At 54.7% G+C, this 17,053-nt stretch carries 11 protein-coding genes; 2 read left to right on the top strand and 9 right to left on the bottom strand.

Features of this window, described 5'->3' with window-relative positions:
- The coding region (locus BG52_RS16485; RefSeq protein WP_223298984.1) for a hypothetical protein at positions 1-199 on the top strand (199 nt) is incomplete at its 5' end.
- A gap of 80 nt (positions 200-279) precedes the next feature.
- Here the strand turns inward: BG52_RS16485 and BG52_RS10370 are convergent.
- From BG52_RS10370 to BG52_RS10360, 3 genes are all read right to left on the bottom strand, one after another.
- Entirely contained in the window at positions 280-6,789 is a 6,510-nt protein-coding gene (locus BG52_RS10370) for a hypothetical protein (protein ID WP_144340789.1), read from the bottom strand.
- Positions 6,790-6,801: 12 nt separating this feature from the next.
- Complete coding sequence (locus BG52_RS10365) at positions 6,802-7,737, bottom strand: stalk domain-containing protein (RefSeq protein ID WP_036584326.1); 936 nt, start codon at positions 7,735-7,737, stop codon at positions 6,802-6,804.
- 121 nt (positions 7,738-7,858) lie between these two features.
- Positions 7,859-8,743, bottom strand: a complete 885-nt coding sequence (locus BG52_RS10360) for a nucleotidyltransferase-like protein (protein WP_036584328.1) — start codon at positions 8,741-8,743, stop codon at positions 7,859-7,861.
- A 155-nt stretch (positions 8,744-8,898) separates the two neighbouring features.
- Here BG52_RS10360 and BG52_RS10355 point away from each other — a divergent pair, with 155 nt between their 5' ends.
- Positions 8,899-9,261, top strand: coding sequence for a YgzB family protein (locus tag BG52_RS10355; protein WP_036584331.1), 363 nt, complete (start codon positions 8,899-8,901; stop codon positions 9,259-9,261).
- A gap of 120 nt (positions 9,262-9,381) precedes the next feature.
- On the opposite strand, the gene BG52_RS10350 is transcribed toward BG52_RS10355, so the two are convergent.
- The 6 genes from BG52_RS10350 to BG52_RS15440 all read right to left on the bottom strand — a co-directional run.
- Positions 9,382-11,115, bottom strand: a complete 1,734-nt coding sequence (locus BG52_RS10350) for a glycosyl hydrolase family 18 protein (protein WP_036584333.1) — start codon at positions 11,113-11,115, stop codon at positions 9,382-9,384.
- A gap of 132 nt (positions 11,116-11,247) precedes the next feature.
- A complete protein-coding gene (perR, locus tag BG52_RS10345) occupies positions 11,248-11,685 on the bottom strand; it encodes a peroxide-responsive transcriptional repressor PerR (protein ID WP_036584335.1) in 438 nt (145 codons plus the stop codon).
- Between the two features lie 78 nt (positions 11,686-11,763).
- Positions 11,764-13,731: a DUF4097 family beta strand repeat-containing protein gene (locus BG52_RS10340; protein ID WP_036584337.1), complete on the bottom strand. Its 1,968-nt coding sequence runs from the start codon at positions 13,729-13,731 to the stop codon at positions 11,764-11,766.
- A gap of 19 nt (positions 13,732-13,750) precedes the next feature.
- The gene (locus BG52_RS10335; protein ID WP_036584390.1) at positions 13,751-14,446 is read right to left on the bottom strand and encodes an MgtC/SapB family protein; all 696 of its coding nucleotides are present in this window, start codon (positions 14,444-14,446) and stop codon (positions 13,751-13,753) included.
- Between the two features lie 228 nt (positions 14,447-14,674).
- Positions 14,675-16,117: an Asp-tRNA(Asn)/Glu-tRNA(Gln) amidotransferase subunit GatB gene (gene gatB, locus BG52_RS10330; protein WP_036584340.1), complete on the bottom strand. Its 1,443-nt coding sequence runs from the start codon at positions 16,115-16,117 to the stop codon at positions 14,675-14,677.
- A gap of 16 nt (positions 16,118-16,133) precedes the next feature.
- The coding region (locus BG52_RS15440; protein ID WP_036584342.1) for an amidase family protein at positions 16,134-17,053 on the bottom strand (920 nt) is incomplete at its 5' end.

The following is a 17,053-nucleotide window of genomic DNA, read 5'->3' as shown; positions in this document are numbered from 1 at the left end:
TGGTGTTCTCTTTTTCGGCGAAAGCCGAGAAAGAAAAGCGCCTTATTTCGTTTCTTTCTTTCATCGCAACCTCTCAGCGGCGACTTTTATAATATATCACGTTCGCCCTCTTCAATGCAAGCTTTTTTTATCGGAATGTTCTCCCAGCGGAAACGTTGTCCGCGCCTTGCATGACTTCCTTCGAAGCGGCGAAAACTAATGTAACACATTGATGTAAACAAAGTCAAGGCTGAACCGACATTTTCTCCGATGTCCGTGTAGTCCAGCCTTGATCCTGCCTTACTGTCTACGTTGAACGCCGATGGCACTCGTAATATGCCCGATAATTCTAAACGGCAATTCCGTTTCTTTGGTCACACCATTCGCATAAACAACCTCGAACCGTATACGATGAACGCCTTTCGGCAGTCCTTTATCAAATGAATCCCATTGTGCGTCATACATATCCCCGGCATACCGATTTTCGACGCCCGTTGCGTTCAAGGCTACTCTCGTTACCAGCTTCCTTCCGTCTAAACCGGTGGTTTCCAGTACGGCCCACACGAGCTCTACCGGCGCACTCGCGGTGACGGCGCGCAGCCGCAAGGTTTCTCCCGCATAAAAATCCTTCGGATCGGTCACTGTCTCGTGCCCTTCCTCCTGATGGCGCATCAACCAGGCCGGCATATGGCCAATCCCACCCGTTACGGTCAATGGCAGCACGTCGATGTCATGGGTTATCGGCGCCGCATTGCACAATCCCTTGCCATCACAAACGTTTAACGTAACCCTGTAGATTCCGGACCGCACTTTACCGAGTCGCGGTTCAACCGCCGAGGACGACGTTTGCTCGCCCGTCTCAAGTTGACGTACCGACCAATTGTAAGTCATGGCATCACCGTCCGGATCGGCCGATTGATTGATTAAAAAGATCGTATCTCCTTCCCAAATCGGCTTGGTCTTCCAGTCAAATTCGGGAATAGGCGGCTGATTGGTTTCAATAATGAAATATTTCGGGCTGCTCCAATCGCTCCAATCATAGCCGTCAAACACCCTTACCATGATATACAGGCTTGTCTTTTCCGGAAGATCCGCCGATGCCGTCCAAGTGGGGACCGGGCCGTCGATGACATTGGAATCCAGCTGAAGGTCCCCGCCATATCGATAAATTCTGGCTTGGTACCGCACTTGGACATCGTGATCCTGATCATTGTACCTCCAAGTGAACGCAGGTCTTAGCGCAGTCAATGAACTCGGGGCTGATTGATCGCCGCTCATTGGAGCCGTCAGATTTGCCGTTGGTTGTTGGTTGACGATATTTACCTGCAGCTGGCGCTGCGCGGTGGCCCCTGCCGAATCTTCTACGACTTGACGGATATTCATCGCCCCGAGAGAGTTAAACGTTTTTGTCCAGTTCGTTCTTGACGTGCTTTGAATCGTTTCAATCCCGTTGTTCGTTTCGTTGCGTATGTAGTACGTATGAGGCAGATTCATTCTTCCCCCGTCCTCTGCATCATATGCCGTGGAATCGATTGTAACGGGAACCCCGCGGAACGTATTCAAGCGGCTTGCAGTGAATCCCGGCACCGGCGCCGTATTGGGCTGAGGCAGTGTGACAATGGTTATGTAGTCTGTATCATAGTTCGACCACGCGCCGTATTCGTCTTTCACCGCCATCCCGATTTCATATGTGCCGATTTCCGTCGGGGTAATCAGCTTTTCAGGCACATAACTGCCGCTCGGCGACACGAAATAGAAGCGTTTTTCAAGTATCCCCTTGGTGGATAAATAATCGATTCCGGTTGCTTCGGTCGAATAATTCGCAGGGCTTGCATACCGATCGGGATCCCGGCTTCGGTCGGTCCACAAAATGTTTCCGTCCGCGTCCTTCGTATTGTCCTTGTCGGCGATCGGTCTGCGGTGCACGGTAATTTTCCTAGTAAATTCATTGGATGGTTTGCGGTAACCGTCAAATACCATGCTCGGTGTCAAGTAATTCGGATTCGGATCATCTATGGCCCGCAGCTTCACGTTATAATCGCCGACTTTATCGAAGGTTAGCTGCTGCGTTGCGAACACTTGCCCGTCTATCGCAGACAACCCCTGGTTATCGATAAATCTCGGTGTGTGCTGGATTGCCCACTGGTAGGCTCCGGCTTGGGGATCGTTCTCCGGATCTGTAAAGGCAATATCGCGATATTGCACATCGGCTTTGGCGCTGCCTTCCTTCCAGATCGCATACTGTGCAGACCACACACTGGCCTCCGTAAGCGCCTTGTATTGCAAAGGGCCATAGGTGACAAAAGATTTGTCGGCAAAATATCCGAATCGACCGGATGCGTATGTGCTGTCAGTCGCATTCAGGATCGGAATATGATTAAGCCACACGTCGATTTGATTGCCGGTAAATTTGATTCGAATGCCGTAATCCGTTTTGTCCTGCATCGGGTAGGTTCCAATTGCCAGCACCGTCCGTGTACCCTTTACGTATTTGGCGATGGCGATATTGCTGCCGTTCGTTTCAAACGAATACCGATTGCGGGTATCCGACATTCGAAAAGAAAAGCCAAGCCATTGCGCGTCATAATCAACGTCGTCCATGCTGAAGCTGTATTTAACCTCCGCGTCTCCAAGCGTAATATTGGAATAGAACTGGCCGTTCGTAAATGATCGGATCAGCTCTGGGGCCGTTGACGGCGGTCCGACAGAGACGCCCACCGACGCATAACCAGGGCTTGTATTTCCCCAGCCCATATAGGCTTGCTTAACCGTCACGTAAACCCCGTCGCCGAAATACTCGCCGAACTGTTGCCTGCACTGGTCCGAAGGGGCGCCGATATAGCCGATACCGTTTCCGGCGGCATCAAATACCCGGTTGTATCCTTCGGTCAGGGAATATTGGGTGCAGGAAGCATCTTTTAGAAAGGTGGTCCGGTAGCCCTCTTTCGTTACCGTGCTGCTCGGGAACAGGCTGCGCCCACCCGACCAGTTGGCCGTCCATTTTGTTCCACCCGGTTCAGACCACAGGTGGCTGCCATAATGATACAGAGCAAGGTCGTTTCCCCAAATGCTTCCTTGTCGGGTTTTTATCCCTCCTCCGGCTGCATCAATCACGGTTAGCTCTTCGTGGGTATCCGGGAACATATAGCCTTGACGGTAGTGATCATAATAGATTTTAGCGATAATCTCGTTGTTCGCGTAATCAAAAGCCGTGGAAACATAAGGCTCGTTATGCGACCAACTCCCTGCAAAGGTACTCGCGTGATCCCACGAAGGTGCATTATTGGCTGGAGAGTAGGGCAATGCCGTGCGCCAAGCCAAGCTGAAATCCGGATTGTATTTGGTGATCACGCTGTTATAGTTGTAGCGGCCATCATAATTAACCAGATACCCCTCGTAAAAATAGATGGCGCCGTTCGCATCCACATTCCACGCATCACTCTGTCGGTATCGTCGGTCCCCGGGCGGTTTGCTCGTCAAAAACCGATCCGTCGGCGCAACCATATTCCATGTTGCACGTCTGACAATTGATAATTCGGGCGTAATCTCTGTTACTTTATTCGTAATGTTTTGCACGGTACTGTAGCTTTGATAATTTGTGGCAAGTACCAGGTTTTCCCCCTTTGTAAATTTAAACTCGTATCCGAAAGCCCCGGTATTTTCACCCGGAAATATTTGTTGCGCATCAAAACCCGGCGTATCGAAAGAGCTTTTCAATTTAGCCCCCGTTAAAGCATCATAGGTGGCCATTTCGCCAAACATCACTTGCTGATTATTGTAATAGCCTTTCCAGATAAATAATACGTAAATCGTCTTTCCTGCCATCTCCCAATCCCAAATCCGCTGTTTATAGCCTGTTAGATTGGTGCCATTGTAAGTGAAAGTTGTGCTGTCGGGCTGCTTGATGACAAAGGCAGTCGGACTTCCGTTCCGGTACGAATAGGTCGTCGAAAACCATACCGTAGTCGAAACGATCGGTGACAGCTTCTTCGGATCGATGGCGACAATGCGATCCTGATAGGCACCGGTGTCGCTATTATAGGAGCTCTGCGGTTGCAGGTATAAAAATTTCTTGTTCGATCGGAACTTCGGCGGCTTTTGCGTCCAAGAGGAGCTATAAATGAGCGGTTGGTTCTTCTCCTCGTCCACTAGGGTCGTGGACAGCGTATAGCTTGTCGCCGATCTCCACGGGGAGAGCCTGTTATTGCCGTACCCGTTGTTCACCAACGGAAACGAATCAAGCGATACCCGGTTGTAATTGTTGATTGTTCGATCATAGCGATAAAAGTTTTGCATCTGCGGCCCGAAGTTGCGCCCTTCGCCGCTGACCAGCTTGCCGCCCGTGACGCGCCACAGGTTTGTTTTGTTCAAGACATACTTCGAGCTGTTTGTTTCAAATACAGGCCAATTGAGCATGGCTGCCGGAGTGACCGATGTGTAGGGGTCGAGGTTCGGCTGCGGGTTATTTCCTTCGATTGTGAATGAAACCTCCGGCGCATTGTTGACGATGTCCAGCGTGTAGATCGATTCCGGTTCGCTTGCGGTGTCGCCAGACTTGCCATAATCCTCGGTCACCTTGGCGTAGAACAAATATTTACCGACTTTACCGGGCAAGAAATTGATTTTGGCCAATGTGCCCGTGACAGGCTGCCATGCTTCATCGGCAAAGCCGTTGTTGTTAGCATCGTATTTGTACTGGTATTCGGCAGCGACGATTTGATCGCCGTCCGGGCTGGTCGATTGATTGAAAATTTCAACCGATACGTTCCGGATGCCGACCGGCGGCACGACCAGCTTGGCCACCGGCGGAAGGTCGGGCTTAACGGTAATGGAGCACTCTGAGGCTCTGAGCGATTTTAACCCGGAGCTGTCGTAAACATGAAGCGACGCAAACACCGTAATATTTTCGAATGTCCCGTTCGAGTAGCTGGCAAGCCGGTTGGTCCACTCGTCCCGGGCAGAATCGATTGCTCGGCCGACCGGGCTGTAGCTGCCGCTCGAACTGAAAGCGGAAGCCGGGACAGGATGGTTTTCAATCACTTCGAGCGGACAGGTAGCAACGGGAACCGGATTCTCCGGAATGACGTTGATATAGGTTCTGGCGGTGGAGGTTGCCCCCCATTCATCCCGCATGACGCCCGTAACGGCATGATAGCCGAGGGTGTCCATCGTAATGCCGCGCCAGCCGTCCATATATTCGGTACCTTTGGAGGGAATAGATTGAATAAAGCCGGTTCCCGACGCAAAGTCGAAGCCGTTAAAGTAAAGGTTGTCGCCGTCCGGATCGGTCGGGGTCGGAACGCTGGGATCACTAATGTAGATCAGGTCCAGCTTCGTCCCTTTCACCACTTCGTAGACAGGCTTCGTCGGCTCATTAGGAGACACGAAACCGATCCGAAAGCTTGGGGGATTATTCTCAGCCGGGCTGCTTACGATCAGCGTTCTCGGACCGATCCAGTCCGATTCGCCGCAGCTCGTCCGAATTTTCAGGTAAACGTTATGCGAACCCACGCCAATTACGAACGGGTATGTATCCTGCGAATAGCTGGTTTCCGTCGTTTGCCCGAATACCGGGGGCGTCTGAAAGCTTATGCCGTCCCTCTCGATTTTATAGGAGTGCGAAATATAGCTGCATCCGTTCAGCACAAAATTTTTCGGCCGGAATGTAAAGGAATCGCGATAATTAATCGTTGGCGGCAGAACGTCGAAGTCGCCCGAGAAAGCCGTTAACTTTTCATAAAAAAAGGTGACATAGGCGGTCTTTTGCGAGCTTGTCAAATTTACCGACACGGAAGAACCGGCGCTTGCTGTGTCTGAGAACGCGGTATAGGAAAGGCTTTTACCTGTAACCGTTCCGTAACTGGAGTTGGATGAAATCGTTCTTGTATCCGGGAGTGTATTGACCGGTGTCGATGCGCTTCCTTGTTGACTATACGGCCCGGTGGTGCTGGTTCGTACCATTTGGCGCACATTGATCTGGCCGCCTGCTTGATAATACAGAAAGACGTACTTTCGGTTGTATGTATTATCGTAGGTGAATTGATAATTACCGGTTGTCGGGCTGCCTCCGCTTGGCGGCGTTTCATTCGCTTGCTTGTAGCCCGCATAAGTATACTGCGCATTGCCGGGCGGTGTAATCGTATAGGATTGGCCGTTAGCCATCACCTGCTTCCGGTCCGCAAACAGGCCGTCGAGACTCTGGCCGGTTGTGGTGAAGTGCTTGATGATGAGCTGTGGTTCCGTGGTGATGGTGATGAGCATGGGGAAGTAGAAGGTCATGCCAATGGTTTCCTCGCCACGTTTGGTTTCTTCCGGTTGTGGGGCGTCCAAGACGATGCCCGACATATTAACGTCGAAGGAAACAGTATCGGTCCCTTTTCCCGCGATATTTACCGGACTCGGCGTGTACGTATTGTTCACTGCATTTACAATTGTGTTCCAAGCATAGTCGCTTCGGGATTTTTCATAAACCTTTAACCATTTGGCATCTTGGTTGATCATAGCTTGTGTGAAAGGTTTGACGTCCAAGCCGACGATTTTTCTGTCGGTTAACGTAAACTCATACGGCGCAGCAATATTCGGATGCGATCCCCCTCGTTGGCCGGGCGTCCAGTAGCCATCCGGATTTTTATTGATGCTGGTAATATACATCGCCACAAAATAAAATTGATTGGCATCCGTTCCGCCCACAATCGGATCGTTGTCCGGGATGGACGGAATGGTGCCCGCCTTCACGAAATGGCTGAAAGGAATGCTGGTGATGGTAAACATCAATAAAAAGAAAAGAGCGATAGTTCGTCTTCTTCTCATTTACGCCGCCCCTCAATTAACAAATGGTTTTTCCAAAAGCGGTAGTGATTCCAATCCCACCGAGAACCCCACATATTTTACATCTTCCGGCTTCATGTCCTTCCAATTTTTGATGCTATAGTTGTAAAGATCCCCGTCAGTCCGAAAACTAAAGGTCGCCGTGAAAGTACCGTCCGGATTATTCACCCGGTATTTAGCTGAATTGAATCTGGATCTTGGCATTCCATCCCCGGTTAAGTAGTAAATGCCGAAATGTTTACCGGAGTAGTTCATTTGTACCTCAAAGTAGTCCTTCACCGGGACGAGAGTGACACTGTAAATCGTCACATTATCAAAATCATCCTCAAATCGAATCGGAAAATTTTTCTGAGAAAAGATCGTAACATCGGTGACGCCGTATAGATACGACGTATTCATGGCTTTCGTAAAGTATTTTTTAAACCCATCCAACGGATAAACCTTCACATCACTCTCTTGCAAACTCGGCACCTTTTCCTCCCCGATCCACACCCGACGGCCAACGCCGTCCCAGCGAACTTTTTGCCCCAGCGCCTCGCTGACAAAGCGCAGCGGAACCAGCGTCCGCCCATTGACGGCGACCGCCTTCGTATCCAGTACCAGCCGCTCGCCATTAACGAACGCCGCGTTCGAACCAATCGTAAGCCGCACAATTTTCGCGCCTTGCGTAATGATCACCGTCTTTCCCTCAAACCCCACCTTTGCCCCCAGCGCCTGGGAAACAAACCGAACCGGGATCAGCACGCGGGAACTGGAGTCCACCTGCGGCTTCTCGTCCGGAAAATCTATTCTTTTTCCATCCAGCAATACAGTCAGGCTAGACCCGATGGCCGGTGCTTCCGCAGAAGCCGATACAACCGACACCATCGCTGTTGCGATAAATAAAATCAAAGCTTTTGTCATTTTCATCATCATTTTTGTCATTTTCATGCTCATTTTCTCCCCTTTGTCCTCACAAAAAAACACCCTCCCTGCACGATTTCCATGCAAGGCGGGTGCTTCCCACCGTTCCTATCATTTCCCATATTATAACAGACACCAACGCCCTGTTTCAAGTATCATTTGCGAGCGGCGCGTATTTCAGCTCCAAAGCTTCGGTATCGCCCGTATCCGGAATGACGGCCACCTCGCGGATAAAGCCGCGGACGACGAGCTTCTGCAGCAGCAGCGAAAGATCAACCCTTAAGTGGTGCAGCTCCGGATGATTGTACAGTTCCATCACGCTCAACGGCTCCTCGCTGCTTTCCATCAGCTCAAGCAGCAGCCGGCAGCAGAATTTCATTCTGCTCATCACTTGGAACTCGCAAGCCAGCAGCACGAGCTGTACGCGCTGCTCAAGCGTCTCCGGACTGACCGTCAGCTCCTCGTACAATTTATAGACACCGGTGTTAAAGCCCTTGATCTGCGCCCACACGGTCAATTCCGGATGCACGCCCTCTTCGATCAGCACGATATGCGCCCAATGATGCAGCGACGTTAAAATGTGACTGTGCGCGTCGAGAATGTTGCCGTCCTGAAGATCCTGCTTGGCATGCAGGTACGTCCGCAGGAACGCGGCGAACTCCGCCAGCATTTTCTGCTTGCGCAGCCCCTCCGGAAAAGCAAGAAGCCGCTGCCTGATTTGCGCCAAATATTGCTCCCGATCGAACAAAATCTCACCCCGCACCAACCATGGTATGATGTTTCGGTTTTCATTCCCGGCAATCCATTGCTCCAATACGGACGGAACGACCGACCGAATCTGCACGCGTTTGCCTCTGTAGCCGGCATGCTCCACGCACCGATCGGGGTCTTCCTTGTCCATGACGGCCAGCAGGAGAAGATCCAGCCCGTCGATCAGCGGATTGTACGGATACGGATTGTCGATCGCCATCAGGCCGACCAACCCCGCCCGTTTATGAAAAATGTCGAAGAAATGCGTTTTTATCGCTTCCACAACGATCCCCCATAGCAGAGAATTCCTAGCATCCTGTAGTGGTTTAAGCTATAATAATATTCTGCGGTTGCAGTATTGTTCGACAACAGCGGGTCCGTTTCCTGCTCGTTTGCAGAAAGTCGCGATATCTCTTTTTTTCGGAAGGATGAACCCTCATGTTTTTTAAATCCGCGAAAATCAACGAGTTCCGTCTATGGGGACTTTTCTTCACGTTATTCGGCATGGGCATCATGATACTCGGCACAGCGGGCATCGTTCTCTGGGGCGGTCAAGCGGCCAAAGTCGTCGCCGGCATCTTTATGGTATTCGGCCTGATATCCATGCTCGTCAGCATGGCCATTTACTTCTGGGCGGGCATGCTGTCGACAAGCGCGGTCATGCTGGAATGTCCCGAATGCCATAAGCCGACGAAAATGCTGGGCAAAACCGACCGCTGCATGTTCTGCAAAACGATGCTGACGCTCGATCCCGACAAAGCGACGCATGCCGCCGACGGTGCGAACGGTCAAGCGACGTAATTGCAAATCCCATCCCATTCCATCCGCTTTCCGCGAAAAAGCTTCGTCTCCTCCGGCAGACCGCCGTGAAGACGAAGCTTCTTTTTTTAAAATTTTACAAACAATAACGATAAGTGCATCTTATGGCCGCAGATTAAGCGTGTCCTGAATCGTGTTCCATATCCCTGGCTTCTGAAACGTCCGCTGCCAGGAGGCGACGCCGGCCAAGCCGTATTTTTTGACGAGCTCGGCCCTTGCTTTCATGGAGGTCTCGTCCTCGATCCAAATGCGGATCAAAGCGCCGTTCTCCGTATATTCGACGTAGTTCTGGCCGGTTGCCTGCTGATAGACGGGCTTGAGCTTGCGCTCCGTGATCAGCTCCTCAACCGCTTCCATTCCGACCGCCTTGGAGGATACTGCGATTTTGCCATTCTCGTCTTTTTTCTCGGTCCAGATCCGGGTATAGAGCGGCACGCCGAGCACCAGCTTGCGCGGCGGCACGTTGTCCTCCTCCAATATACGCTGGACGGAGCGCTCTACCCAAGGCAACGAAGCGACCGAGCCCGACCTCGGGCTGGAGGCCCAATACTCGTCGTAAGTCATGACTATCATATAATCGACGGCCCGGCCAAGCGCCTCCCGGTCCAGAAACGCCGACCACATCTCGCTGCTCGACTTCGGCGTCACGTCAATCGATATGACCAGGTTCTGGTCATGGGCCAGCGGTGTAAGCTCGCGGATGAATTGCACCAGATTGGCCTTGTCCTTCGTATAGACATTCTCGAAATCGATGTTGATGCCCTGGAGCATATACATTTTTGCGTAAGCGAGCAGTTGCTGAATCATCCGGAACCGCGTTCCGAAGTCGTCCAGCGCTTGCGTGGTCCGATCGGGATCGAAGCTGTTGTTGAACAGCGCCCATACCTGCATATTGCGGTTATGCGCCCAGGCTACGTAATTTTTATCCGCCTTGGACCGGATCGCGCCTTTCCCATCCTGCAGCTCGAACCAGGTCGGGCTGACAACGTTGACTCCCGGCAGCGGTCCGATTTCGGCCGGCTCGGGAGCGGTCTGGTAGACGGCCTCCCAGGTCAGGTTGATTTTGCTTCCGATCACCTTCCAGGCAACAAACGGTTCGTCCCGCTTCAGCTCCGGAATCATTTCCACTTGCGCCAAAACAATGTCCGATTTGGCGGCGTAGCCGGCGTAACCGAGCGGCCCCTGAACGAGATACCAGCCGTTCTTCTCGCCCCAGATCCGCACCGCGCCGCCGCGGCCGAGCTGCTCTGAGATCGGCGCGCGAATCGTCGGCTCGCTCCGGATTGCCACTCCATCCGCAGACGACGCGCGGCCGAGCTGTATCGCCTGCCCCGATTCGAACAGCGTAACGATTCCGCTGCCTCCCTTGGCTTGCTCCGCCTGCAATCCGTACAGCTCCGTCAGGGGGGTCAGCGGTATATAGACCCGGTCGCCCTCCGTTTCGGCGGCGACTGTCAGCTCGAACGGCTTGCTGTTCATACTGGCCGTCAGCGCATCCGTCTTCATATGAAGTACTTTGTCCGCAGTCGTCAGAATGATCGAGCCGGTCTCCGCTTCATAACGAATCGGCGCATCGGCGCCGAGCACCTGCTGCACCGCCTCAATCGGCAGCTTCAACTCCTCGACTTCCCGTTTGGCGCCGGTGTTCAACACTTCCCCGCGATAAACGATCGGATACTCGAAGCCGTATTCCGGCACGACTTGATCCCCGTTAGGTATATACCGCAAATACGCCAGGTAACCGCCGATAAAGAACCCGATCAGCGCGCAGAACAGCATTACCCGGCGCGGACCCGAGCCTCTCCGTCTCGGCGTTCGCAGCCTTACCGTTTCCAAAACCGATCCCCCCCATGCCGACGTCGTCTCCGGCTGCAAAAAGAAAACGTACAGAAATGCAGAGCGACGCCCCGCGTTTTCTGTACGTCTATTGACGATTGAAAGTCTGACCAAGTTTCGGCAGTTTGAAAATTAATGCGTATTGCCTGCGGTGGAGCATTCGCCGCATAAACCGTAAATTTCCATCCGGTGTCCCTCTACAACAAAACCCGTTTCCTTCGATGCCACGCGCTCCACTTCCAGCAGCGGCGGGTGCTCGAAATCAACGATCGTTCCGCATGATTTGCAGATGGCATGGTAATGGTCGGATAAATCCGCATCGAATCGGCTGGAATCGTCACCGTATGTCAATTCGCGCACCAAGCCGGCCTCGACGAACAACCTGAGGTTATTATAAATGGTTGCTACACTCATGCTCGGAAACTGTGGTGACAGCGATTTGTGAATCTCATCCGCCGTCGGGTGGGTCATCGCATCCATGAGGTATGTCAAGATGGCGTGGCGCTGCGGGGTCATACGGACACCGGTCATCTTGAGTTGTTCCAGAGCTTCGACGACGCTTGTTCCCATTCCCCTCACGCCTTTCACTAAGTAGTTAGCATTATTGTACGTGTTCAGTTTCATTTTTGTCAATTCGGCAATCGCCGATTACGACTGGTAACGTTTCACCGCAATGCTGCTGTTAGCGTCGATGCCAATCCGGTAAGTACCTTCACCGATCTCGCCTGTGATCGTTTTCTTGCTCACTTTGAGCGGCAGGTCTGTCTCGATGTCTCCGAAGGTGACGGCCCCCGACACATCGTAGTCGCCGTTCTCCGGCACGAAAAGCGCGATTTCGCCAACGGCGCTGCCAATGTCCCAAGTCCCGCCGACCGTCGCGCTGCGCACCTCGATCCGGCCGTTAAGCGTATCCGCAAGCAGAGCCCTTTGTGCTCCGTCGACCGTGATCGCGCCGTTCTTCGTATCGGCCTCGATATCGCCGGCGACAGCGGCAAGCTTAACGCTGCCGTTGACGGTTGACACGATCGCGCTGCCGCCAATCCGTTCCGCGCGGATCGTGCCGTTGAACGTCTCGATCTCCGCATCTCCCGCAATATCGAATGCTTCGACACCGCCATTCTTCGTCGTCGCCTTCACTGCGGCGCGAATATCCCGAAGCGCAATTTCCCCGTTCGCCGTTTCCACCGTCACACGTTCGTCGGCGTTGAGCCCCGCTGCGTCAATCGGTCCGTTCATAACCCGGATGGTGATCGTTTGCAGCCCTGCCTTCCGCTCAGGCTCAGGTACGCTTTCCTCCCCAGAAGGGCGTTCCTGGACCGGGGGCTTGGGAGCCGGTTTCTCCCCAGGCGCTGTCGGCGCCGTCATTTCCGCCGTGGTCGAATTCGGCCCGGCGGCGCCATTGTCGGCGGTCCCGGCGTCCGTTCCCGCTGAACCCAATTCGGGAAGAGCGTTAGCGCCGCGCTTTGGATTGGGCGTTCGGGGAACGGTGACGACCAGATTCATCCGCGGCTTTCCGCCTCCGTTAACGCCGAACGGCTCGCCCTTCGCCGAGACGGTCACCTTCTCGTCGCCCGATATCTCAATGACGGACTTCTCCGCGATTTTATCCGCTTCGGCCTGATCCACAATGTCCACCCAGACAACCGTCTCGACCCGGATGCCGTCGACATCGCCCTCGCGCATCGTCACTTTGCCGTTGGGATTGTCGATAACAAGGTCGCGCGCGCCCTCCGGAAGGTCAAAGGCCACCGGATTTTTTGTATATTGAAAACCTTTTTCCTCCCCAAAGCCGGTCAAACCGCCGACATCGACCTTCCATTGGTCGATCCAATTGAACGGAAGCGCGTTGAATTGCGTCACGCCGAGCGCGGTCACCGCAATGACAGCCGCCAGCGCCAGACCGCCGGCATCGAACGACAGCTGCTTCCGGGTCGTCCGGACGCCGATCGAAACAGCCACAATCTCGATGCCGAGCATAATGAGCAACGCCGGCCACCAGTGAATGAGCAAAGCGATATCGTTGCGCCCTTTTATCTGATCCCATAATAAAATGGCGCCGACCGCCACGATGGCGACGGCCGCCGTCACCCTGCCTAAACGATACATCGAGATCCCCCTTTTTGCATACAGCACCACACCGATCACGAGCAGCCCCGCGGCCGGCAAATAATCGCCGACCGGCAGCAGCCAGCGGCCGGCCGTCTCCGTCGGTCGGACAAGCAGAAGCAGCAGCAGGCCGGCGCCAATCAAGCCCAATCCTTGCGCGCGGGCCGCAGCCGGAGCAGTCCCGACATCGGCGTCAGCATCGGGTTCCGCATCGGTGCCCTCAGCGTTCGGATTCGAGTCGGGGGGCGGCGTTCTGCGGGACGTAGCCTGAAGAATGTCATACATGCTGTAGAAATAAAGGACGGGCACAGCCAGTCCGAGGTAAACGAGCAGCAGGGCATGCCGGCCGCCCGACACACCCGCATAATAGACGATTGCGACCGTCACCGTAACCGCCGACAGCAGCAGGGTCAGCCCTGTCCGGATACGGCCTATATACAGTTGCCCGGCCCCCGGCACCGTAAAGGAAAGCAGGGCTGCCCAAAAACGTTTGATTCCTGTTAATGGCATGGCTCCGTCCTTCCCTCCGCTACTCCACGCTTCCGGCATGTACGCCGTCCAGCTTGCGGAGCTCCTCGAGCAACGGCACTTCCTGCACATGCTTAGGCAGCGTGACCTGCGCCTCGATGACCAGTCGGCTCGGTTCATGGCTTGCCGAATCGTCGCGCACCGCCATTTTGCGGATTTTCACGCCCTGCCTCAGAAGCAGTTCGTGCACCGGCTGAAGCAGCTTCGGCCGGTCGTCGGCCACGATGATGACGATGCGTTCTCTTTTGCCGTTCACATATCTTTTCTCGATTTTGTCCATACCCCATAACACAAAGAGAACCATAAAGGTGCCTAAAGCCGACGCGAAATAAAAGCCTGCGCCGACACCGAGTCCGATCGCCGATACGACCCAGATCGACGAGGCCGTCGTCAATCCCGTGATCGCCTTGCCCGTGTGCAGAATCGTACCGGCGCCGAGAAAGCCAATGCCTGTGATGACCGCTGCCGCGAGACGGGCCGGATCAACCCGCACGTTATATTCGTTGACGAAGTCCGCGAAGCCGTAAATGGACAGCAGCATCAGCAGGCAGGAGCCGAGGCACACCATGATGTGGGTTCGAAGACCGGCCGCGTGGTTGGACTGCTCGCGCTCGAAACCGATCAAGCCCCCGAGCAGAACGGCAAGCGACAAACGAAGGGCAATATGCAGCTCGTTAATATACCAAGGACTATCGATAACGGATGACAACGTCTGCTCACAACCTTTCTGCAATAGAATTATTGTAACATAATATGGTTGACTTTTAGTGCTCAAACCCCAATTTGCATGGTCAAAACCGATTGCGGACTTGCAGTATATGCCCCCGCATCCGGTCCGACGGCGCCGCGTCCGATAACAGCAAGAGCCGGCAAAAAGCGCGCCCCAGAGGGACGCGCCTGCGCCGATGCCGTGTTGTGTTGTGCATTACCGATTAAGCCGCTCCATGAGCAGCTTGTTGACAAGCGCCGGATTGGCTTTTCCCTTCGTCTCCCGCATGACCTGGCCAACGAGGAAGCCGATCGCTTTCTCCTTGCCCGCCTTATAGTCTTCGACCGATTGCGGGTTGTTCGTCACGATCTGATCGACGACCGCCTGGATGGCGCCCTCGTCGCTGATCTGCACGAGCCCCTGCTCCTCGACGATCTGCTGCGGGCGCTTGCCCGATTCCAGCATTTCCTTGAAAACGGTTTTGGCGATTTTACTGCTGATCGTCCCCTGCTCGAGCAGGCCGATCATTTCGCCCAACCCCTGACCGGTGATCTTCACCGACTCGACTTCCAGGCCGTTTGCGTTCAGATAGCCGAGCAGATCGCCCATGATCCAGTTGGATACCGCTTTGGCGTCCTTCGTATAGTTCAGGCTTTCCTCGAAGAAATCCGCCAGCTTCTTGGAGGACGTGATCACGCCCGCATCATACGCCGGAAGTCCGAGCTCGCTTGTGTAGCGCGCTTTGCGGGCGTCCGGCAGCTCCGGAATCGAATCCCGCACGCGCGCCTTCCATTCGTCGTCGATGTGCACCTGCACAAGGTCCGGGTCCGGAAAATAGCGGTAGTCGTGCGCTTCCTCCTTGCCGCGCATCGAGATCGTGCGGCCGGCCGCATCGTCCCAGCGCAGCGTCTCCTGCACCACCGCGCCGCCGCCGTCCAGCACCTCGGCCTGACGCCACTGCTCATACTCGAGGCCGCGCTGCACGCCCCGGAACGAGTTCATGTTTTTCAGCTCGGTGCGGGTGCCGAATTGCTCCTGCCCCCATGGTCGGATCGAAATATTGGCGTCGCAGCGCAGCGAGCCCTCCTCCATTTTCACGTCCGATACCTCGCAGTATTGCATAATCGCTTTGAGCTTCTCCAGATATGCCTTCGCTTCCTCCGGCGTGCGGATGTCCGGCTCGGATACGATCTCGACGAGCGGCGTACCGACGCGGTTCAAGTCGACCAGCGACGCATAGCCGCCGTCCACGTGCGTCAGCTTGCCTGCATCCTCCTCCAGATGGAGGCGCGTGATGCCGATCCGCTTCGTTTCCCCGTTCACTTCAATGTCGATCCAGCCGTTCAAACCGACAGGCTGGTCGTACTGAGAAATCTGATAGGCCTTGGGCGAGTCCGGATAAAAATAGTTTTTGCGGTCGAACTTGCTGATCGACGCGATGTCGCAATTGAGCGCCATCGCCGCCTTCATGGCGTATTCCACCGCCTGCCGGTTCAGCACCGGCAGAACGCCGGGATGCCCGAGGCAGACCGGACAGGTATGGGTATTCGGCGGGGCGCCGAAGGCCGTGGAGCAGCCGCAAAAAATTTTGCTCTTGGTATGGAGCTCCACGTGCACTTCCAGCCCGATGACCGTTTCGTATTTGGTTGCTTGCGTCATGGGTTTCTCGCTCCTCCTACAGCTGCGCGCGCAGCTTGTGATGCTCGGTCGACTGCTCATAGGCATAAGCCGCGCGCAGCACCGTCGTCTCGTCGAACGCCTTGCCGATGATTTGCAGGCCGACCGGCAGGCCGTCCGCCAAACCGCACGGCACACTGATCGCGGGCACGCCGGCCAGGTTGACCGGAATCGTGCAAATATCGTTCAAATACATCGTGAGCGGATCGTTCACCTGCTCGCCGATCTTGAAAGCCGTCGTCGGCGCCGTCGGCCCGATGATGACGTCGCAACGCTCGAACACGTTGTCGAAATCCTGCTTGATCAGCGTCCGGACCTTCTGCGCCTTCAGGTAATACGCGTCATAATAACCCGAGCTCAGCGCATAGGTGCCCAGCATGATCCGGCGCTTCACTTCCGAGCCGAAGCCCTGGCTGCGCGATTTGCGGTACAGATCGATCAGGTTGTCCGGATTGTCGGCGCGCACGCCATAGCGGACCCCGTCGAAGCGCGCCAGGTTGGATGACGCCTCCGAGGATGCGAGCAAGTAATACGCGGCGATCGCATATTCCGTATGCGGGAGAGACACTTCCTCCCATGTCGCGCCGAGTCCTTCGTACACCTTCAAAGCAGCCATCACCGCTTCCTTCACCTGCGGATCGATGCCCTCCCCGAGGTACTCCTTCGGCACGCCGATGCGCAAGCCCCTTACATCGCCGCTGAATGCGGACGTGTAATCGGGGATGCTTACATGGGCCGACGTGGAATCTTGCGGATCATAGCCGGCGATCGCCTGCAGCACGTAAGCGGAGTCCTCGACGTTCTTCGTGATCGGCCCGATCTGATCGAGCGACGAAGCGAACGCGACAAGGCCGAAGCGCGATACGAGGCCGTAGGTCGGCTTAAGGCCGACTACGCCGCAGTAAGCGGCAGGCTGGC

Origin of the sequence: Paenibacillus darwinianus (assembly GCF_000598065.1) — a bacterium.
GTDB lineage: Bacteria > Bacillota > Bacilli > Paenibacillales > Paenibacillaceae > Paenibacillus_I > Paenibacillus_I darwinianus.
Note: the sequence above shows the minus strand (reverse complement) of the source record. Positions and strands in the feature narration are given on the sequence as shown.